General features: G+C 72.4%; 15 protein-coding genes and 1 tRNA gene. 15 read left to right on the forward strand and 1 reads right to left on the reverse strand.

Annotated elements, in window-relative coordinates; translation table 11 throughout:
- Positions 1–48 precede the first annotated feature (48 nt).
- From CAP_RS01105 to CAP_RS43450, 14 genes are all read left to right on the forward strand, one after another.
- Positions 49–1,209 carry an efflux RND transporter periplasmic adaptor subunit gene (locus tag CAP_RS01105; protein ID WP_197040936.1) on the forward strand — a complete coding sequence of 387 codons (1,161 nt, stop codon included), beginning with the start codon at positions 49–51 and terminating at the stop codon, positions 1,207–1,209.
- A complete protein-coding gene (locus tag CAP_RS01110; protein WP_044235002.1) occupies positions 1,206–4,352 on the forward strand; it encodes an efflux RND transporter permease subunit in 3,147 nt (1,048 codons plus the stop codon). The genes CAP_RS01105 and CAP_RS01110 overlap by 4 nt, the downstream gene beginning before the upstream one ends.
- Before the next feature lie 145 nt (positions 4,353–4,497).
- Positions 4,498–5,190, forward strand: a complete 693-nt coding sequence (locus CAP_RS01115; protein WP_081864431.1) for a response regulator transcription factor — start codon at positions 4,498–4,500, stop codon at positions 5,188–5,190.
- A 683-nt stretch (positions 5,191–5,873) separates the two neighbouring features.
- Entirely contained in the window at positions 5,874–6,569 is a 696-nt protein-coding gene (locus CAP_RS55610) for a sensor histidine kinase (protein WP_370865962.1), read from the forward strand.
- A gap of 71 nt (positions 6,570–6,640) precedes the next feature.
- Positions 6,641–7,651, forward strand: coding sequence for a dipeptidase (locus tag CAP_RS01125; protein ID WP_044235262.1), 1,011 nt, complete (start codon positions 6,641–6,643; stop codon positions 7,649–7,651).
- Positions 7,652–7,773: 122 nt separating this feature from the next.
- Complete coding sequence (locus tag CAP_RS01130; RefSeq protein ID WP_156040382.1) at positions 7,774–8,820, forward strand: hypothetical protein; 1,047 nt, start codon at positions 7,774–7,776, stop codon at positions 8,818–8,820.
- A gap of 247 nt (positions 8,821–9,067) precedes the next feature.
- On the forward strand, positions 9,068–10,270 hold the full coding sequence (locus CAP_RS01135; protein WP_044235009.1) for a fatty acid desaturase family protein: 1,203 nt from the start codon (positions 9,068–9,070) through the stop codon (positions 10,268–10,270).
- 15 nt (positions 10,271–10,285) lie between these two features.
- Positions 10,286–13,036, forward strand: a complete 2,751-nt coding sequence (locus CAP_RS54810) for a DUF2169 family type VI secretion system accessory protein (protein ID WP_052373920.1) — start codon at positions 10,286–10,288, stop codon at positions 13,034–13,036.
- 281 nt (positions 13,037–13,317) lie between these two features.
- On the forward strand, positions 13,318–15,291 hold the full coding sequence (locus CAP_RS01160; protein WP_052373921.1) for a type VI secretion system Vgr family protein: 1,974 nt from the start codon (positions 13,318–13,320) through the stop codon (positions 15,289–15,291).
- A gap of 4 nt (positions 15,292–15,295) precedes the next feature.
- Positions 15,296–16,213, forward strand: a complete 918-nt coding sequence (locus CAP_RS01165) for an ATP-binding protein (RefSeq protein ID WP_044235020.1) — start codon at positions 15,296–15,298, stop codon at positions 16,211–16,213.
- Between the two features lie 26 nt (positions 16,214–16,239).
- Complete coding sequence (locus CAP_RS01170; protein ID WP_197040937.1) at positions 16,240–16,647, forward strand: DcrB-related protein; 408 nt, start codon at positions 16,240–16,242, stop codon at positions 16,645–16,647.
- Positions 16,648–16,679: 32 nt separating this feature from the next.
- Positions 16,680–17,411: a VldE C-terminal domain-containing protein gene (locus tag CAP_RS51815; protein WP_052373922.1), complete on the forward strand. Its 732-nt coding sequence runs from the start codon at positions 16,680–16,682 to the stop codon at positions 17,409–17,411.
- Positions 17,412–17,457: 46 nt separating this feature from the next.
- Positions 17,458–18,183 (forward strand): VldE C-terminal domain-containing protein, encoded by a 726-nt coding sequence (locus CAP_RS43445; RefSeq protein WP_052373923.1) that lies wholly within the window; start codon positions 17,458–17,460, stop codon positions 18,181–18,183.
- Between the two features lie 114 nt (positions 18,184–18,297).
- A complete protein-coding gene (locus CAP_RS43450) occupies positions 18,298–18,999 on the forward strand; it encodes a peptidoglycan-binding domain-containing protein (protein WP_052373924.1) in 702 nt (233 codons plus the stop codon).
- Positions 19,000–19,077: 78 nt separating this feature from the next.
- Here CAP_RS43450 and CAP_RS01195 read toward each other — a convergent pair.
- Positions 19,078–19,151 (reverse strand) — tRNA-Arg (locus CAP_RS01195).
- A 202-nt stretch (positions 19,152–19,353) separates the two neighbouring features.
- On the opposite strand from CAP_RS01195, the gene CAP_RS01200 reads away from it, so the two are divergent.
- A complete protein-coding gene (locus tag CAP_RS01200) occupies positions 19,354–20,982 on the forward strand; it encodes a L,D-transpeptidase (RefSeq protein WP_044235025.1) in 1,629 nt (542 codons plus the stop codon).
- Positions 20,983–20,995: the final 13 nt, after the last annotated feature.

Consider the following 20,995-nt stretch of genomic DNA (forward strand, 5'->3'; position numbering starts at 1 on the left):
CCGGCGATGAGGCCGGCGATGAGGCCGGCGATGAGGCGAGGAGATGCGGTGAGGCGTCGTGAGGTCAGAGAGGCTCGCTGGGCGTCGTGGGGGGGCTCGCTGGCGGCGCTGATGGTCGCCCTGGCAGGGTCCGGGTGCGGGAAGGGCACGGAGGCGACGGCGGCGGCCGAGAGCAAGGTGCAGGCGCAGCCTCCAGCGCAGGGGGTGGAGGGGGGCTCCGGGCGAGGGAGCGCGCCGACGCCCTGGGTCAAGGCGCGCGCGGCGGGGGACACGGCGCTGCTCGAAGCGCCGGCTGTGGTGCTGGCGCCTCCGGAGGCGGCGGGCGCGGTGGCGGCGCCGTTCGCGGCGCGGGTGACGCGGATCCACGTGCAGCCCGGGCAGGCGGTGGAGAAGGGGGCGCCGGTGGTGGACGTGCTGATGCCGGAGCTGATCGGGGCGTCGGGTGCCTACGCGGCGGCCGGGACGAGGCTCGCGGCGCACCGGCGGCGGAAGGCGCAGCTCGATGGTCTGCGCGCGGATGGACTGGTGAAGCTCTCGGAGATGGCCGAGGTGGAGGCGCAGATCGCCGACGCGGAGGCCGATCAGCAGATCGCCGCGGCGACGCTGCGGAGCGCCGGGATGGGGCCCGGAGAGGCGGGGAGGGTGCTCGGGTCGGGGGGCGGGGTGACCTTGCGGAGCCCGGTGGCAGGGGTGGTCACGGAGGTGCGCGCGGCGCTCGGAGAGATGCGGGATCCCGCGGGGGAGCCGCTGGCGCGGGTGGTCGGTGGTGGCGCGGCGCGGGTGGAGGCACGGCTGCCGTCACGCCCGCCGGAGGGAGCGCGGTACGACCTGGTGATCGGGGCTGCCGCGCCGACGCTGCTGCGCAAGGTGGCGGAGGCTCCGGCCGTGGATGGGCGCGATGGGACCCTCCGGATCTGGCTGGAGGCGGAGGGCACGTTCTCTGCGCCGCACGGGGCGCTCGGCAAGGTGCGCGTGCGCGTGGATCCGGGGAGCGGGGCAGTGGTGGTGCCGACCGCCGCGCTGGCCATGCAGGGAGGTGGGGCCGTGGTGGTGGCGCGCAAGACGGGGCAGCCGCTCCAGGTGGAGGTGCTGGCCACGGCGGGCGCCGACGCGCTGGTCCGGGGGGCGCTCGCGGCGGGAGACGAGGTGGCAGCGGAGGCCATGCGGGCGATGGTGGAGGTGCAGGGGGGCGGGGAGGGGGCGCCTTGATCGAGAGGCTGGTGCGCGGCGCCATCGCCTGGCGCGGGTGGGTGCTCGCGGTGACGGTGGCGCTCGCGGGGCTGGGGCTGTTGATGGCGCTGCGGCTCAAGCTCGACGCGCTGCCCGACATCACCAGCAACCAGGTGGTGGTCATGTCGGGCGCTCCGGGGCTGACGCCGGAGGAGGTGGAGCGGCAGGTGACGCGGCCCGTGGAGCTGGCCATGGGCGGTCTGCCGGGGCTCGTGGAGCACCGGAGCATCTCGCGCTACGGCATCTCGTCGGTCACCGCGGTCTTCGAGGACGAGGTGGACCCGTACCTGGCGCGGCAGATGGTGGCGGAGCGCCTCGCGTCGGTGGCGGAGGACCTGCCGCCCGGGGTGGGGCCGCCGGAGCTGGGGCCGGTGACCGGGGGGCTCGGGGAGGTGTTTCATTTCACGCTCAGCTCGCCGTCGCGCACGGCGGCGGAGCTGTACGAGATCGCGGTGCTGCGCGTGGCGCCGCTCCTGCGCGGGCTGCCGGGGGTGGTGGAGGTGAACACCTGGGGCGGGGAGCGGCGCACGCTGGAGGTGGTGGCCGATCCGGCGCGCCTCGCCCAGCGGGAGATCCCGCTGGAGGCGCTGCGGGAGGCGCTGACGCGGGCCACGGGGAGCGCGTCCGGGGCGAGCTTGCCGGCAGGCTCCGGGCAGGCGCTGCTGCGCGCGGTGGCGCGTCCGAGGGATCCGTCGGAGCTTGCGCAGGCCATCGTGGCGCGCGGGTCCGGGGAGCGGGGCGCGCCGGTGCGGGTGGCGGACGTGGCGGAGGTGCGGGTGGGCGCGCTGCCGCGGCTCGGGGCCGCCACCGCGGACGGGCGCGGCGAGGTGGTCTACGTGATGGCGCAGATGCTCCGGGGGGACAACGCGCTGGAGGTGATGGACCGCATCCACGCGCGGCTGCCGGAGGTGCGCGCGGCGCTGCCGGAGGACGTGGCGTTCCACGTGGTCTACGACCGGAGCATGCTCGTGAAGAGCACCCTGCGCACGGTGGGGAGGACGCTCGTGGAGGGCGGGCTGCTCGTGGTGGCGGTGCTGTTCGCGATGCTGGGGAGCCTGCGGGCGGGGCTCCTGGTGGCCTCGGTGATCCCGCTCTCGATGATCGGGGCGGCGGCGGGGATGGTGTCCACGGGGATCGCAGGCAACCTGATGAGCCTCGGGGCCATCGACTTCGGCCTGGTGGTGGACGGGGCGGTGGTGATGGTGGAGCACGTCTTCCACGCCCAGCACGAGCACGGGGCGCCTGGGGCGAGCGCGGGCGTGGGCGTGGGCGGGGGCGGGGGCGGGGGCGGGGGCGTGGAGGAGAGGCGGAGCTGGATGAGCCGCGTCTGCGGGGAGGTGGCGTCGCCGGTGTTCTACTCGGTGCTGATCATCCTCCTCGTCTACGTGCCGGTGCTGACCCTGACCGGCGTCGACGGGAAGATGTTCCGGCCCATGGCGCTGACCGTGGTGTTCGCGCTGGTGACCGCGCTCGTCCTGTCGCTGACGTTCGTGCCCGCGGCGGCGAGCTTGCTCCTCCGGGCGCGCGACGTACCGGCGCGCGCTCCGCTGCTGGTCAGGCTGATCACCTGGGCCTATGAGCCCACGCTGGGCGTGGCCTCGCGCCACCCGCTGGTGGTGACGGTGAGCGCGCTGCTGCTGCTCGCCTCGGGGGCGCTCCTGTTCGCGCGCGCCGGCAGCGAGCTGACGCCGCAGCTCGACGAGGGGGACCTGGTGGTGCAGACGACGCGCGCGCCGGACATCTCGCTCGCCTCGGCGGTGCGCGACGCGGGCCGGCTGGAGGCCGCGGTGGGGCGCGTGCCGGAGGTGCTGCAGGTGGTGTCGCGGGTGGGCAGCCCGGCGGTGGCCACCGACCTGATGGGGCTGGAACAGGCCGACGTGTTCGTGGCGGTGCGCCCGCGCGGCGAGTGGCGGGAGGGGCTGACGCGGGATGCGCTCATCGCCGAGATCCAGGCGGCCATCGATGAGGGGTCGCCGGGCGCCGAGCCGTCGTTCACGCAGCCCATCCAGATGCGCTTCAACGAGCTGCTCGGAGGCTCGGTCGCCGACGTGACGGTGAGCGTGTACGGGGAGGACCTCGGCGAGCTGCGCCGCCTCGCCGAGGGGATCGCGGGGGAGCTCGGCAAGGTGCAGGGCGCGGCAGACGTGCGGATCATGGCGCCCCCGGACGTGTCGCTCGTGGAGGTGCGCCCGAGGGCGCTGGACGCCTCCCAGGCGGGCCTGTCGGTGGGCGAGATCCTCGACGCGGTGCGCGCCCTCCGGCAGGGGGTGCACGTGGGGGAGACGTGGGACGGGCCGGTCCGGGTGCCGATCGTGCTGCGCCTCGGGGGCGCGGCGAGCGCGTTCGAGGTGGGGCGGGTCGCGCTGCCGACCTCCACGGGCGGGGCCGCGCCGCTCGACCGGGTGGCCACGGTGGAGACCATTCCCTCGCCCAGCCTGGTGAACCACCAGAACGGCGAGCGGCGCCTGGTGATCGGGTTCAATGTCCGGGGGGTGGACCTCGGCGAGCTGGTGACGCGGGCTCAGGCGGCGGTGGGGAGGCTCGGGGAGGTGCCGCGCGGTTACCGGCTGGTCTGGGGTGGCCAGTACGAGACGCTTCGCGAGGCGACAGCGCGGTTGACGCTGGTGCTGCCGGCGGTGGTGGCGCTCATCCTGGCGGCGCTCTACGCGGCGTTCCGGAAGGTGCGCCCGACCCTGATCATCTTCACCAACGTGCCGTTCGCCTGCGTGGGGGGAATGATCGCGCTCGCGTCGCGGGGTATGCCGGTATCCATGTCGGCGGCGGTGGGCTTCATCGCCCTGAGCGGCGTGGCCGTGCTGAACGGGGTGGTGCTCTTGTCGCGGGTGATCGCCAACGAGGCAGAGGGGCACCCCGCGGGGCAGGCGGCGCTCCTTGCGGCGCGCTCGCGGGCGCGGCCGGTGCTGATGACGGCGCTCGTGGCGGCGCTCGGGTTCATCCCGATGATGCTGAACACCGGGGTCGGGGCCGAGGTGCAGCGTCCGCTCGCGACGGTGGTGGTGGGGGGCCTCGCGACCTCCACCCTGCTCACGCTGATCATCGTGCCCACCCTCTATCCGTGGCTTACGCTGCGGACCCTGTGGCGGTGGAGACGGCGAGCATGAGACGAGACCCCTCGCGAACACGGCGCCTCTGCGGCTCCTCGAACCCCTTTGGGGCCCTGGGCGCAACGCTTCCTGCTGGCGACGGGGGGAGCGACCAACGGGAGCGTGGGGGCCGAAAGGCCCCTGCTCCAGGGGACGCAGTACCGTGAAGCTCCTCGTGGTGGAGGATGAGCCGAAGATGGTGCGCCTGCTCGAGCGCGGCCTGCGCGAGGAGGGGCACCAGGTGGACGTGTGCACGAGCGGGGCCGTGGCCGTGGAGCAGGCCGAGGCGGTGGCGTACGACGTCATCCTCCTCGACTGGTCGCTGCCCGAGCTGGACGGCCTCGCGGTGCTGCGGCGCTGGCGCGAGCGCAACCTGCGCACCCCGGTGCTGCTCCTGACCGCGCGCGGCACCGTGGGGGAGAGGGTGACCGGGCTGCGCGCGGGGGCGGACGACTACCTGGTGAAGCCGTTCGACTTCGAGGAGCTGGTGGCCAGGATCGAGGCGCTGCACCGCCGCTCGGGAGGGCACGACGTGGAGCGGCGCCTCGGGCCGCTCACGCTCGACGCGCGGCGGCGCACGCTTTCGCGAGGCAGCGAGGAGCGCACGCTCACGGGGCGCGAGTTCGCGCTCCTGCAGGAGCTGTCGGGACACGCGGGCGACGTGCTCACCCGGAGCGAGCTGCTCAGCACGGTGTGGGGGACGGGCTTCGACGGCGCGCCCAACGTGGTCGACGTGTACGTGGGCTACCTCCGCAGCAAGCTCCGGGAGCTCGCGGACGAGGCGGTCACCATCCAGGCGGTGCGCGGCGTCGGCTTCCGCCTGGTGATCGCCGACAAGGTCGAGGGGAAGCGTTGAAGGTCCGCACGCGACTTCTCCTGTTCGGCGCGGCGTTCCCCACGGTGGCCCTGCTGGTGACGGTGCTGATCGCGGGACAAGCCTTTCGCCTCAGCCTGCTGCGCGCGCTGGACCGGGCGCTGCTCGCGCAGGCGGCCGTGGAGAGCGTGAGCCTCTTCGACGGTCCGGCCGGCGAGCCCCACCTGCACCTCACCACCTCGCCCCTCGCGGTCGAGGTGCGCGCGTTCGCGCCCACGGCGGGCCTGTTCGGGCCGGGCGGCGAGCTGCTGGCGAGCTACGGGAAGGGGCCCGCGCCAGCGCCGCCTTCCGGGGGCGAGGCCGGGGCGCTCGGCGAGCCTCCCAGGCTGCGCACCAGGCCCGGCGTGGACGGGCACCTGATGCGCGAGCTGACCGTCCGGGTGCGGTCGCCGAAGGGGAAGGAGTACACCCTCAAGCTCGCGAGTTCGCTCGTGGAGATCGATGCCACGCTGCGGACCTACCACCAGACCACCCTCGCGGTCTGCGCGGCGGTGGCGCTGGCGCTGCTGGGCATCCAGGCGTGGCAGGCCTCGCGGATGAGCGGCCGGCTCGGAGAGATGGCGGCGTACCTGCCGGAGCTGAAGGGCGGCGACCTGGTCTGGCGCCTGCCTCCGGATACGACGGGGGACGAGATCGCGGCGCTGCGCCGGGCGCTCGAAGAGGCCATGGGGCGGCTGCGCGCCGCGCGGGCGGCTCAGGAGCGGCTCATCGCCAACGCGGCGCACGAGCTGAAGACACCCCTCGGCCTGATGCGCACCGAGATGGACCTCGCCCTCCGCAAGGAGCGGCCAGCTTCGGAGCTGCGGGAGGCGCTCCTTGAGGCGCGGCGCGAGGTGGACCGGCTCGCGGCGCTGGCCTCGCGGCTGCTCGACCTGGCGGCCCTCGGCGGGGTGGCCTGGGTGCCAGCGCACGCGGACCTCGCGCTCCTGGTGCGGGAGGCCGCGGAGGTGGCGGAGGCCGAGGCCACGCGGCGCAGGGTGCGGCTCGCGGTCGAGGTGCCCGACGAGGCGCAGGCCCAGGTGGAGGCGCTGACGCTGCGGCAGGCCGTGGACAACCTGCTCGCCAACGCGCTCCGCTTCGCGCCCCAGGGGTCGACCGTGACGCTCTCCCTCGACACCGACGAGGCGCGCCACCGGATCCGCGTCCGCGATGCCGGTCCGGGGGTGCCCGAAGGCGAGGAGGAGAAGATCTTCGAGCCCTTCTACCGCGGCGCAGGCTCGCGGGAGGCTGGTCAGGGGGGCGCCGGGCTCGGGCTCGCCATCGCCCGGGAGATCGCCCGCAAGCACGGTGGTCAGGCCTTCCTCGCGCCGGGAGAGGCGGGGCGGGGGGCGACGTTCGTGCTGGAGATCCCGCGCGGCTGAGGTCCTCGCGTTCCGGCACGGGGGAACTGCCCATGGCCTCACCCTGCGGCCCTGGCTACCCTTCAGGGGCCATGTACGGATCCCCCGAGGCCCGCGCCCTCCACGCCCGTTCGCCTGCCATCGATCTGCACGCGGATAGCCTGATGTGGTCGCGCTGGGTGGGGTACGACCTGCACACGCGGCACGACCCGCCGCTCCCGCTCGCGGCGATCGGCGGGCACGTCGACGTGCCGCGGCTGCGCGAGGGCGGCGTGGGGGCGCAGTTCTTCGGCCTGGTCTCCCTCCCGATCGGGCAGCGGCGCGGGCTCGCGGCGGTGATCCACGAGCAGATCGACGAGCTGGACAAGGCCGTACGGGTGGCGCCGGACCGCCTGGTGAAGGTGCGGACGGCGGCGGAGGTGGAGGCCGCGGCAAGGCGGGGCGCGGTGGCGGCGCTCCTGGGGATCGAGGGGGCGCACGCGCTGGAGGGGGAGATCGCGCAGCTCGATCACTTCGCGCGGCGGGGCGTGCGGTACCTGGGCCTGTGCCACTTCAGCGCCAACGAGGCCTGCTTCCCGGCCTACGGGCAGGGCAGGCGCGACGTGGATGGCCTCACGGCCTTCGGGCGCGAGGTGGTGCGGCGCTGCGAGGAGCTGGGGGTGATCGTGGATCTGGCGCACATCAACCGGCGCGGGTTCCTGGACGCCTGCGCCATGGCCACGCGGCCGCCGATGGTGAGCCACACCGGGGTGCTCGGCGCCTTCGCCCACTGGCGCAACATCGACGACGAGCAGCTCCGCGCCGTGGCGGACCTGGGCGGCTGCGTGGGGGTCATCTTCTGCCCGCAGTTCCTCGGCGGTGATGGGCTCGAACCGGTGGTGCGGCACCTCAAGCACATCGTGGACGTGGTGGGGGAAGACGCTCCGGCGCTCGGGTCGGACTGGGATGGGTTCATCGTGCCCACGCGCGACCTGTGCGACGCCGCCCGGCTCCCGCTGCTCACGGATGCGCTCCTGAAGGGAGGCTTCAGTGAAGTGCAGATCCGGAAGCTCCTGCGCGACAACGCGCTGCGCGTGATCCGCGACAACCCGGTCCCGGCATGAAGGGCGTGAGCCGTTCCGGCGCCGAATTTTCCCGAAGCGTGGGGCCGTGTCACGTTCCGGGCCCCGGCTGCGATGGACCTGTGCGGGCCCACCTTCCAGCCGGGCTTCCGCGCAGGAACACCATGGTGGCTCGCTCATCGCTGTCTTCATCGCCGCGCGCCTTGTCGCTGTCTTCGTCGTCGCGCGCCTTGCGGGCGTTCTCCGCCCGGCTGCTCGGGGCGATGCTCGCGCTCGGTGCGTCTGGCGCCCTCGACCCCTCAGGCGCAAGCGCCGAGCCTGCCGCAGCGGCGAGCGCGGTCGCCCAGCGCTTCCCGCCCACCGCGCCTACCGCGCCTGCCGCGTCCATCGCGCCTGCCGCGTCCACCGCGCCTCCCCCATGGAGCGCGGCGGACCCGCGCATCGCCGCCGAGGTGAAGGCCGGCAAGCCGCTGGTGATCTCGGTGATCGTGCCCCTCTGCGATGGCGCCATGCTCGACTGCGGCAGCAAGCCTGCCGGGCTCGCGGGAGATCTGGGGCGCAACCTGTACTGGGGAGCGATCTTCGGGCAGCGGCGCTTTCTCGACCGGCCGAAGAGCGGCTGGGAGCAGGTGGAGGTGAAGGCGGGGGAAGGTCCCCTCCTGGAGCGCGCGATCTACCGGCGCACCGGCAGCCAGGCCCCGTGGGGTGGGAGCGCGGAGGCCCCCCTCGAACAGCTCCTGGTCATCCAGGCGGTGCACGGCAAGTCCATCGACCAGGCGGTGGCGATGTTCTGGTCGACGGCGACGGGAGGCGGCGAGGTGCGCTTCCAGGACGGCGGCAAGGAGCGCGTGGAGCGCATCCAGGTGGCCGGGTACGCGGGGCACAACCGGCTCATGGACCGGAGCGCGGTGCCGCTCACGCCCGCGCTCCAGGCGCCGGTGCCCGCGTTCGTGATGGCGTGCTCCTCGGAGGCGTACTTCGCGGCGCCGCTCAGCGCGGCCGGATCCGCGCCGCTGCTGACGACGCGGGTGCTGATGGCGCCGGAGGGGTACGTGGTCGAGGCGATGGCGCGTGCGCTCGGTGAGAACGCGCCGCTCGCAGGCCTGCGCGCGCGGGTCGTGGATGCCTATGCGTCGTGGCAGCGGATGCCCGTCGCCGAGGCGCGAAAAGTCTTCGCCGGTGGGCGCTTCCTCACGCCGCCCGGATCCTGACGGCGTGGCCCATGCACCCTCGCATGAGGGCGTGAGGACGTCCGCGGAAGCGCGTCTGCGGAAGCGCATCGTCAGCGCGGTGCGCCAGAAGCGGAAGAACGTGACAGACCCGGAATCGTCACGCCGATCGCCGCGGTTCGGCGCGGTTCGACGCGGTTCGACGCGGTTCGCGGCCCGGAGGCGCGCTGGTCGGCGGACGGAATCCTTGATAGGGTCCGCGCCGTCTTTCCCCCGCAGTACCCCCTCAATGGCCGAACATCCTCCCTTCGATCTCGACGCCGTCGACCTCGACGCCTTCTTCGCTGACCTCAAGGCCCTCCGTCGCGAAATCGACGCCTCGCTCGGCGAGGAGGACCTGCGCCATCTCGAGAAGCTGGAGCGCTGGGGGCACGTCTGCTCCGGGCTCGGGCTGCTCACGGCGGGCCTCGCGCCGAACCCTGTGAGCGCGGCGCTGCTGGGGATCGGGCGGTCGACGCGGTGGATGCTGATGCACCACATCGGGCACCGGGGCTACGACAAGGTGCCGGGGGTGCCCGCGAAGTACACGAGCAAGGTCTTCGCGCGCGGGCGCCGGCGCTTCCTGGACTGGCCGGACTGGATGATCCCCGAGGCGTGGATCTACGAGCACAACGTCCTCCACCACTCGCACACCGGCGAGGAGCGCGACCCGGACCTCATCGAGCGCAACACCGAGGAGCTGCGCAGCTACCCGAAGGCCGCGCGCTACGGGCTCCTGGGCGTGCTCGCGGCGACGTGGCGCGCGTCGTACTACGCGCCGAGCACGCTGGACGCCTGGCGCGAGCGTCCGGTGCCTGCGGCCGGCGACGATGCTGCGCCGAAGGAGGACCGGACGCGCGCGCTGTGGCTGCGCTGCTACCTGCCCTACGTGGGCCTGCACTTCGGGCTGATGCCCCTCTGCTACCTGCCGCTCGGGCCGTGGGGCGTGATGAGCGCCTTCTGCAACTCGCTGATGGCCGAGCTGGTGACGAACCTCCACACCTTCTGCGTGGTGGGGCCGAACCACACCGGCGACGACCTGTACCGGTTCGACGATCGCCCCGCCTCACGGGCGGAGCATGCCCTGAGGCAGGTGCTGGGCTCGACGAACTACGCGACCGGGACCGATCGGATCGACTTCGCGCACCTTTGGCTCAACTACCAGATCGAGCACCACCTCTGGCCCGACGTCCCGATGCTTCAGTACCAGCGGGTGCAGCCCAGGGTGAAGGCGCTCTGCGAGAAGTACGGCATCCCGTACGTGCAGGAGGGCGTCTTCGCGCGGGTGAAAAAGATGGTGGACATCGCGGTGGGCAACACCGAGATGCGCCGGAACGTGACGGGCGGAGAGGCGCGCACGGCCCGGGGAGCGGCTCCGACCGCGGGCGTGCGGGCGTCCAACAGCAAGCCGGAGGCCCACGCCGTCGCGGCGCCGGCCGCTGCCGGGATCTGAGCGGGGCGCTCGCCGGTGGCCCTCTCGAAGCGTCACACCCAACTCGGGAGGCTCGGCCGCGGGACGGCCGACCGGGTGCAGGTGCGCTCGCGCGGGTCGTTCGCCGTCGGCTCCGTCGTCTGGCGCGACGCGCTGGGTGCCCTGGTGTGCACCGTGGTGGCCAAGGCGACGTACGAGCTCGCGCCTGGCGAGTGCACGCTGCTCAAGGATCCCCTGCCCATCCAGCACGACGACGCGCACTGGGACCGCGACCCGGGGGCGAGCGTCCAGGTGCCGAGCGATCTCGCGCCGTTCAAGAAGGCGGCGGAGGTCGTGGTGGTCGGCTCGGCGTTCGCGCCCGCGGAGCGCGCTGTCCAGCGGGTCGTGGCGCGGGTGGTGGTGGGGTCGATCGACAAGGGGATCGAGGTGTGGGGACCGCGGTGGTTCCGCGCCGACGGCTCTGTCGAGGGAGCCACGCGCAAGGCGCGCTTCCCCCTGCGTTACGAGCACGCCGCGGGCGGCAGGGACAGCGACAACCCGGTGGGCATCGACGTCGGCGTCCCCGACGAGATGGGCAGGCGCCGCATCCCCGAGGTGGTCCCGCACCTGCACGAGCTGGTGTCCCCGAGCGACTACATCCCCACCGTGGGCTTCGGCCCCATCGCGTCGAGCTGGCGCTCGCGGGAAGCGAGCCTCACCGAGCATGGCCGCGCCTGGATCCGGCGCGCGGCCGACAGCCCGCTGCCCCGCGACTTCCCGGCGCAGTTCTTCCAGGCGGCGCCCGTGGACCAGTGGCTCGACCGGCCCTTCGCCCCGAACGAGCGCCTCATCCTGGAAGGCCTGCACCCGGAGATCCCGCGCCTCGTCACCAATTTTCCCGCCGTCGAGCCGCGGGTTCTCCTCGCCGACGGTGGCGCCGAGCCGCTGCGGCTCCAGGCCGACCTCCTGGTCATCGACACCGACCGCAGCCTGGCGACGCTCACCTTCCGCGGTCAGGTGGCGCTCGCCGGGGGTGTGCTGCGGGCGATCGTGGTGGATGCGGCCATGGGCGCGGAGCTGCGCCCCGAGGCCGTGCGCCAGATGCTCGACGCCGAGGGGAGCTTCCGCCTCGGAGCACCCTCCCTGAAGGTCACCATGGTCCCGGTGAACCGGCCTCCCGCCTTCTCGGGTGAGCAGACCGGCGAGCACGTTCCGATGTCCACCGCGCAGGCCTTGCCGTTCACCGCGCAGGCCCTGCCGTTCACGGCGCCCTCGACCCCAGCGCGGAGCACCTCGTCGCCTCCGGAAGACAGCGCGCTGCCCTTCCGGCGCGCCTCGCCTTCGGTGCCACCGCCGCGGCATGCGGCCATCCCTGTACCGCCCGCGTCCGCGTCGCCGTCGACGATGCGGCCTCCGCCTCTTCCCGTCCCCTCCAGCCCGGGGACGCCGGCTCCGCCGCGGCCACCTTCCGTGCCCGTGCAGCCGGGGCTCGGCATGATGGTCGGGGCGCCGATGATTCCCCCCGCGCCTCCGCAGCCTCCCGCTGCGGTGCCGATGCCTCCCGCTGCGGTGCCGATGCCTCCCGCTGCGGTGCCGATGCCTCCCGCGTCGGTGCCGGGCAGCCCTGCCCCGGCACCGAGCGCGCCTGGCGGGATGTCACCCGCCCCCATCGCGCCCCCCGGCCCTGTCCTCCCTCCAGCGCCCGTCTCGGCCTCCGCGTCGCCCTCCTGGTCCCCTTCGCCGGTGGCGCCTCCTCCCCCTGTGTCCAGACCCGCGGCGTCCACGTCGCGGAGCAGCTTCGACGCCGCGTTCGGGAGCGCCAAGGCCATCGAGCCGGCAGTGGGCAATGGCAAGCAGGCCGAGGTCGTCTCCAGGGGCGGAGCGCCCGGCGACCTGGCCCCCGGCACGAGGAAGTCCACCGACGCGGCGTTCAGCGCGAAGTCTGCCTCGGATGCCGCCGCGCAGCAGGATCGCTCCCAGCAGGGCACCCTCCACGGCGGCGCCCTCCAGCCCGCGAAGCCGACCCTGCGCAGGCTGGCCGTGGTGGACCTGCTCTCCTTCGAGCCGGCCGTCGTCCCGCGCCTGCGGAGCATGCCGCGCTTCGCCGAGGTCTTTGCGCCGAGGACCCGGGCGCGCGCGGTCCAGGGCGTGGACGAGGCCCGGAACGAGCCACCCCCGCGCGACCGCACCGACGTCCTGCGGGTCCTGTCGTGCGCGCGCCCGTCCGAGGCCTCCGCGCTCCGCCGCGCCCTCGCCGAGGGGCTCGACGACGTCGACGACTTCGACCTGCCGCTGCTGCTCGTGGCGGGGGAGCTGCGGCCCTCCTTCGACGAGGTGGAGATGCTGCGCGCCACCGTGTCGGTCACCCAGTCCATCGCCGGCACCGACAAGCGGATCCTCTCCGCCGTCGCCCTGGGTCAGGAGGCGCTCGCCGCTTCGCTCCTTCCTCGCCCGGAGATCGCCACGGGCCTCTGCCGGCAGATCGAGCAAGCCGCGTCGACACCGGCCTTCCCGCCCCGCTACGTGGCGGCGCAGGTGGAGCGCCTCCTCCTCGAGGAACGGAAGTACAAGCGCCGCACCCTCCTCGGGGCCTCGCGGGTACGCGCCGAGCTGGCGCTCCCCGGCGGGGGTGAGCCCTGGCTCCTTTACGTGCCCGATGCCGCCGCCGCCTCGCTGCCGCTGCTCCTGACCTTCCCGGTGATCGCGCTCTGCGAGGTCAGGCCCCGCGAGGACGTGGCCGAGACGCACCCCGAAGCGCTGTTCGCCGCGGCCCTGGGCCGGGTGCTGCACGGCCGCGCCGAAGGTTGAGCGTCCGGACGTCGCGCCTCCGGACGGCGCGCCTCCGGACGTCGCGCATCCAGCCGGCTGCACGGGTAGGTCACGGGGGGGGGTGGTGGTCGGTTCATCCATCATGTGGATCGTGCGTAGTCCATGACGCTGCGCAGCGCACACCGGCAGCGCTCGTGGTGAATGCGGTGAGGAATCGCGGGCCCGTCCTCGGGGAATGACGCGGTGGAGGAGGACGACGAGGGCAGCACGTGAAGGGAAAGCGCCTGCCGTGGCATGTGGCGTGCAGCCCTGGCAGGACGATGGCCGACGCATCGGGCCTTTCGCGCCCCAACCTGCACCTCGACGTACCCGTTCAAGAGTCCTTCGACGTCCGGGAGTTCACCGTCGACGACGGCCTCTCGACGCTCTTCACCGTCGATCTGGAGATCGCCTGTCCGAACCCCGCGCTCGATCTGGAGCTGGTGGGGCAGCCGGCGTCCTTCCACATCGAACTCGACGCGCTGGCCTACCCTGGCCAGAGCAAGCGCTCCTGGTCGGGCGTGATCTCCGAGCTGCACCTGCTCCGCTCGGAGTCCACCGGCCTGTCGACCTACCGCATCTCGCTCGCCCCCCGGCTGTGGCTCCTCACGCTGCGCACCAACTGCCGGGTGTTCCAGCAGCTCACCGACCTCGACATCGTCAAGGCCATCCTCGGCGAGTGGGGCATCGAGCCCGTCGTCGAGTGCACGCGCTCCTACAAGACGCGCAAGTACCGCGTCCAGTATCAGGAGAGCGACTTCACCTTCATCTGCCGCATGCTCGAGGCCGCGGGCATCACCTTCTACTTCCGCGCCGCCGACGGCGAGTCGCAGCTCGTCCTGGCCGACACCCCCGAGCACGGCCCCGAGCGCGAGGGCAACCTCGACTACCTCGACGAGCCCATGGAGGGCGCGACCTTCGCGACCCAGCTCCGCGCCTCGCGCGCCCTCACCTCGGGCAAGGTGACCCTCGCCGACCACGACCACCGGCTGCCGAACACCCCGCTCACCGCGCAGGCCTCGCCGAGCGCACACCCCGTCGAGTCCCAGCTCGAAAACTACGCCTACACCCCGGGCTCCTTCCGCTTCGGCAACCCCGGCCCGAAGGACACCCCGACCGCGGACGACAGGGGCCGCACCCGCACCGATCCCAAGGAGGGCCAGCGCATCGCCGACCAGGTGGGCGCCGCCTCCGTGGCCCGCGCCAAGCGCTTCATCTTCGACTCGAACGCCCTCGACCTCGCGCCCGGCCTGCGCTTCTCGATCGGGCAGCATCCCCTCGCCGAGCGCGTCGGGCAGATGCTGGTCACCCGCACCACCTTCACGGGCACCTTCGACAGCGAGGCCCACGTGCTGTGCAACGCCGCGGCCGCCAGCACCCCCTACCGCCCCGAGGCGGTGACGCCGACGCCGGTCATCCACGGCGTGGAGTCCGCAATCGTGGTCGGCCCCGCCGGCGAGACGATCCACTGCGACGAGTTCGGCCGCGTCCGCGTGCAGTTCCACTGGGACCGCTACGGCAAGATGGACGAGAACAGCTCCTGCTGGGTGCCGGTGAACCAGGCCTGGGCAGGCGAGGGCCTCGGCGCCCTGAACATCCCCCGCATCGGCCAGGAGGTGCTGGTCAGCTTCCTCGCGGGCAACCCCGAGGAGCCGGCCATCGTCGGCCGCATCTTCACGAACCTCCTCCGCCCGCCCTTCCCGCTGCCGGCCAACAAGACCCAGAACGGCTTCCGCAGCGCCTCGGTACCCGCAAACGGCGGGACCGCGAGCGGCGGCTTCAACATGATGATGTTCGAGGACAAGCAGGGCTCCGAGGAGATCCGCATCCGCGCCGAGAAGGACCAGAACACCCGGGTCAACAACGACAAGACCCTCTCCGTCGGCCGCCACCGCAAGATGGACGTCGTCGGCAACGACAAGGAGAAGGTCGAGGGCAACCAGACCAACTCGGTCTTCGGCACCATGAAGAGCGCGGTGGGCGTCGACAAGCTCGCCAGCGTGGTCGGCGACTTCCTCTCGATGACCGGCGGCCAGCGGGTGCTTCAGACCATCGGCTCCTACGTCTCCAACGCCCTCTCCCACAACATCTCCAGCGAGGAGGGGACCACCATCTCCGTGGGCAGCTCGATGATCCACATCGGCCCCGACTCGATCACCATCCAGACCCCGAAGCTCCTCCTGAACCCGGGTGCGGACACGGCGCAGCAGACCCAGCTCACGGGTGAGGCGCCCAGCACCGAATCCGAGGCATGACCCTGTGAAGCTGCTCCGCGCCACGTTCCTCTCGGTCAACGGCCTTCGCGACGTCACCTGCGACTTCTCCCGCACCATGCAGGAGTCGGCACGGGACGTCGTGGTGATCACCGGCGCCCCCGCCTCGGGCAAGACCCGGGTGATCGAAGCGATCCTCGCGGCGAAGGAGGTGATCGCGCCCTACGGGCCGCCGATCCACTCCGACCCCTGGATCCGCCCCGGCGACGACGCGGCGAAGGTCGCGCTGACCTTCCTGTTCGACGAGGAAGAGCAGCGCCGCATCGGCGGCATCCCGGCCGTGATGGAGGCCGAGGCGCTCTTCAACATGAGGGGCGCCAACGCCGACGCCGACGAGGGCCTGGTCGCGCTCGTCGAGCGCTACGGGCACGACCCTCGCCACGGCAAGCTCGACTACTTCGCCGCGAACCGCTGGCTCCCGCCGCCGGGGCCGATGCACGGTCTCGGGGCGATCGAGCAGCGGCTCTACCGGCTCGGCCGCGACGCGCGCAAGTACAGCTTCGTCCCCCGCCTCCTCGCCGAGATCGTGAACGACGCGGAGAAGCAGGCCCGGTTCCGGACGGCCATCGAGCGCCTCTCGCCCACCCTGCGCTACGTCGGGCCCCCGGGCACCGACCCGCTGCGGTGCTTCTCCAGCCGGGGCGGCTACGCCGCGACGCCCTCGGAGCTGTCGACCTCGGAGCAGGACGCCGTGGTCTTCGCCGCCACCTCGGTCCACGTGCGGCACGAGAAGTCCGTGGTGTTCATCGACCGCCCCGAGCTGTTCGTGGGCGAGCGCGGGATCGTCGCCTGGATGGAGGCCGTCCGCGGGCTCGCCGACGACGTGCAGATCATCGTCGCCAGCACGAGCCCGGCCCTCCTCGCCAGCATGGAGCCCGGCGCCGTCATCAACCTCGAGGCGTGACGTAAACCCTGATGAGCATCTATTACATGAACGAAGCCGCGTTCGACCTGCCCGAGGGCTTCGTCGACCGCACGGTGAACTACCTGGAGGGCAGGTCCCCCCAGGGCACCCCCGTCGCCCTCCTCGTGCAGCGCGAGCCCTTCCCCGAGGGCAAGACCCTGCGCCAGGCCACCACCGCGCACGTGAACGACGCGAAGAAGCGCCTCCGCGCATACACCGTGCTCTTCGAGCGCGAGGTGCAGGTCTCCGAGGTTCCGGCCATCGATCTCGGCGTGCGCTGGCGCGACGAAAAGGGGATGGTCTACACCCGTCAGGTCCACCTGGTGCTGGACCGGACCCACACCATCGTCGCTGGCGAGACCCCGTTCGAGGAACGGGAGTACTGCGACACCTACGTCGATCACGTGCTGGCGTCGCTGCGGCTCCGCGACTGACCCGACACCCACCCCGATCCAGGAGAGTAGCCGTGGCAGGAGAAGCCCCCGCAATTCAAGCAGCCCGGAGAGACGCGAACCGGGCATGGCCCAACCGGAAGAAGGCGAGCGACGGTACCTGGGGCGACAAGGCGCACCAGGCGCGCAAGAGCGATCACAACCACGGAGACGCGATCGACATCACCCACGACCCGGCCTCGGGCGCGGACGGTGACAAGATCGCGGCCGCCGCCATCCGCGATCCGCGGGTGAAGTACGTGATCTGGAACGGCCGCATCTACAACACCTCGAAGCCCGGCTGGCGCAAGTACAACGGCAAGAACAAGCACGACAAGCACGTGCACATCAGCGTCAAGCCGGCCGGCCGCGCCGACACGAGCTCGTGGGGCTGGGTGTCGGGCAAGCCAGCGCCGTCGCTGGAGATCCCCCAGAGCAAGGGAGGCGGGACTGGGGGTGGGAAGGCGCCTCCGAAGAAGGCCCCCCCGAAGAAGGCCCCCCCGAAGAGGGCCGCCGGCGGTGGCTCCGGCGGCTCCAAGGCTGGAGGGCGCCGCATCATCCGCGGGGAGCACTCGGTGGTCTACGGGTCGACCCACCTCCAGGCGGCGCACGTCGACAGCCCGCACACCGGCGGCGGCCGCATCCGCAAGGGTAGCTCCACCATCTTCGTGGGCAAGAAGAGGAAGCAGGCCGCCCGGATCGCCGATCCCACCACCGACAATTACAACGTGATCACGGGAATCCTGAGCATCTTCATGGGCGGCTGAGCGCCGCCCGCGCCGGCCGTATCGCCCGCACCTCAGGAGAGACGTCGTGGCAGGAGAAGCCCCCGCGATTCAGCAAGCCCGGACCGACGCCAACACCAAGTGGCCGAACCGGAACAAGAAGAGCGACGGGACCTGGGGCGACAAGAAGCATCAGGAGAGGGCGAGCGATCACAATACCGGCGACGCGATCGACATCACCCACGACCCGGCCTCGGGCGCGGACGGCGACAAGATCGCGGCCATCGCCATCCGCGACCCGCGGGTGAAGTACGTGATCTGGAACCGGCGCATGTACACCCCCGGCACGGGCGGGTGGGTGCCCTACAAGCACCGCGACAAGATGCCTCACGACAAGCACGTGCACATCAGCGTCAAGAAGGCCGCCCGCGCCGAGACCACCTCGTGGGGCTGGCTGAAGGACGAGCCTGCGCCCTCCATCAACGTCCCCGGCGAGTCCACCTTCGAGGACGCCTACCGCCCGCCGGCGCCTCCCAAGAAGAAGAAAAAGAAGGCCGCGCCCAAGGCCAACCCGGGCGCGAAGGGCAAGGTGGCCGGGCGCAAGATCATCGTCGGCGAGCACTCCGTCGTCCTCGGCTCGGCGCAGCACCAGGCCGCGCACGTGGAGAGCCCTCATACGGGCGGGGGCCGCATCGCCAAGGGCAGCCCCACGGTGTTCGTGGGCAAGAAGATGCTGGCGTTCGCCCGGATCGGCGACCCCACCACCGACAACCTCAACGTGGTGACCGGAAAAGAGACCGTCTTCATCGGCTGACCCGGGAGGGCTCGTGTGGCGCACGGCGTGCTCCACGGGTCCCCCTCACCTGCTCCGCAACCCTGATTTCCTCGCGTCCTCGTTCTGCCTCACTGTCCCCGGAGAGAACTCACGATGTCGAACCCTGCTCCCGCATGCCGCCAAGCCATCCTGGACGCCAACAAGCGCTGGCCCAGCCGCAAGAAGGCGTCCGACGGAATCATGGGCGACGCCCGCCACCAGGCGCGCAAGAGCGATCACAACCTGGGCAACGCCGTCGACATCACCCACGACCCGAGCTCGGGCTGTGACGGCAACGTGATCTCGGCGCTCGCCATCAAGGACAGCCGGGTCACGTACGTGATCTGGAACCACAAGATCTACAGCCGCGCCCGCGCCGCCGAGGGCTGGCGCCGCTACACCGGCTCGAACCCCCACACCAAGCACTGCCACATCAGCATCAGCACCAAGTCGCGCAACGACACGCGCGCCTGGGCGTGGGTCTCGGCCCACGGTGCCCCCGCCACCCCGGTGGTCACCCCGCCCCCGCCCGCGGAGGCGAGTGGCGGCGGCGACACGCCCCCAACCTCCGGCGCGCCGCGGCCGAAGCCGAGCCCGCAGAGCGTGCCCTACCCGAACGTGGCGCTCCGTCAGGGCACCCGCGGCCCGAACGTGAAGCGGGTGCAAACGCGGCTCGACGCGCTCGGCTGGGACCTCCCCGCCGACGGGATCTTCGGCCCCATCACCGACCGCAACGTGAAGTCTTTCCAGCGCCGCAAAGGCCTGCTCGACGACGGCGTCGTCGGCCCCAGGACCTGGAGCGCGCTGTTCGCGTGAGGCGGTACGGGGGGGACGCGGCGCGGGGGGACGCGGCGCGCGAGGGCAAAAAAAAAGGCACCCTGAGGTGCCTGTCTGCGCGCCACACACGATTCGAACGTGTGACCTTCGGCTCCGGAGGCCGACGCTCTATCCAGCTGAGCTAGTGGCGCACCCGCAGTTTCCCGCGGAAGGCTGCGAAACTAGCCGGCCTGTTCGATCCGCGCAACCCCAAAACTCGGGGTCTCGGCAACCCCAAAACTTGGCCTCTTTGCGCCCCGTCCTGCATCGGGAGGTATGCATGCCCGACCGCGAAGCTCCGCGCCCACCGCGTCCACCGGTGCCAGCGTCCCTGCACCGGAGCCGTCGCGCGACGTGCCGCGCCCGTCGCCTCCCGCGCCCCCGTCACCTCCCTCGCGCCCGTCGCGCCTCCTGACGGCCCTGGCCCTCTGCGTCTCGGCCCTCGCCCTGCCCGCCTGCGACCGCAACGCGCAGGCCGCCCCGGAGGGCATCGTCAGCCTCTCGGCCGCCGCGTCGAACCAGCAGGACGACGATCCGCAGAAGATGCCCCGCCCCGACGGTCCCCGCCTCGGCGCGGTGCAGATGGCGGCTCCCATCTTCGAGCGCCCCGACCGCCGCGCCCCCAAGCTCGGCTACCTGCGCGCGGGCGGGACGACGGTGCGCGCCGAGAAGCCCGTGGCCCTCGACGACTGCCAGGGCGGCTGGTACCGCGTGCTCCCCGCCGGGTACATGTGCGCCGAGGGCGACGCCACCACCGACATGAAGCACCCCATCCTGCGGGCGCTGACGCGGCGGCCAGACCTCGGCAAGCCGATGCCGTACCCCTACGCCTTCGTGCGCGCCATCGCGCCCAACTACTACCGGGTCCCCACCAAGGACGAGCAGCTCCGCTACGAGATGAGCCTGGAGCGCCACCTGCGCAGCTACAAGAAGCTCAGGACGAAGTGGGACGAGCTCAACGTGGGCGCGAACGACGTGCCGCTCGACGCCCTCGGCAACGCCGCGGGGGAGGCCCCCGAGGGGCCGCCGGCGTTCAGCGACAACGAGATCTTCGGCGGCCGCGGCGACGACGCCATCCCCTGGTTCTTCAAGGGCGGGCGGCAGATCCCGAACATCGCCTCGTTCAAGGTGCCCCAGTACGCGGTCATCACCAACCGCATCGCCCGCAAGGCCGGCCTCGCGCTCATCGACTCGTTCATGGGCCCCAACGACCGGCGCCTCGCCCTGACCACGGACGCGCGCCTCGTGCCCACCTCCAAGCTCAAGCCGGCGCGCGGCTCCACGTTCCACGGCGTGGACATGACCAAGGGCTGGGAGCTGCCGCTGGCGTTCGTGCACAAGGAGGGCGCCTACAAGTACGACCTCTCCAAGGGCGCGCTCGACAAGGACGGCAAGATCGCCTGGCACTCGCCCATCCAGCTCACCGGTCGCTCGAAATTCATCGGCAAGACGCGGCTCGTGGAGGCGAAGGACGGCTCCTGGGTGCGCAACGACGAGGTGGCCATCGCGGTCAAGCCGAGCGAGCTTCCCCCGCACGCCAAGGGCACGACGCGCTGGGTGGACATCTCCATCCTGAACCAGGTGGTGATCCTCTACGAGGGCCCGAAGCCCGTCTACGCCACCGCCGCGGCCACGGGGCGCGACGGCCTCGGCGACCCGAAGACCACGTTCTCCACGGTGCGAGGCACGTTCCGCATCCGCGAGAAGCACGTGACCACCACCATGGATTCGCACGAGTCCGGCAACAAATTCGAGCTGCGCGACGTGCCGTGGGTGCAGTACTTCGAGGCCGGCTACGCCATCCACGCCTCTCCCTGGCACGACGACTACGGCCGCCCCCGCAGCCACGGCTGCATCAACCTGTCGCCCATCGACGCGCGCCGCGTGTTCATGTGGACCGACCCGCCCCTCCCCGCCGACTGGCACGGCGTGAACGCCAGCGCCGCGACGGGCGAGGGGACCATCGTGCACATCCACCCCTGACCCGCGGGGGGCC

Source organism: Chondromyces apiculatus DSM 436, assembly GCF_000601485.1.
Classification (GTDB): Bacteria; Myxococcota_A; Polyangia; order Polyangiales; family Polyangiaceae; genus Chondromyces; species Chondromyces apiculatus.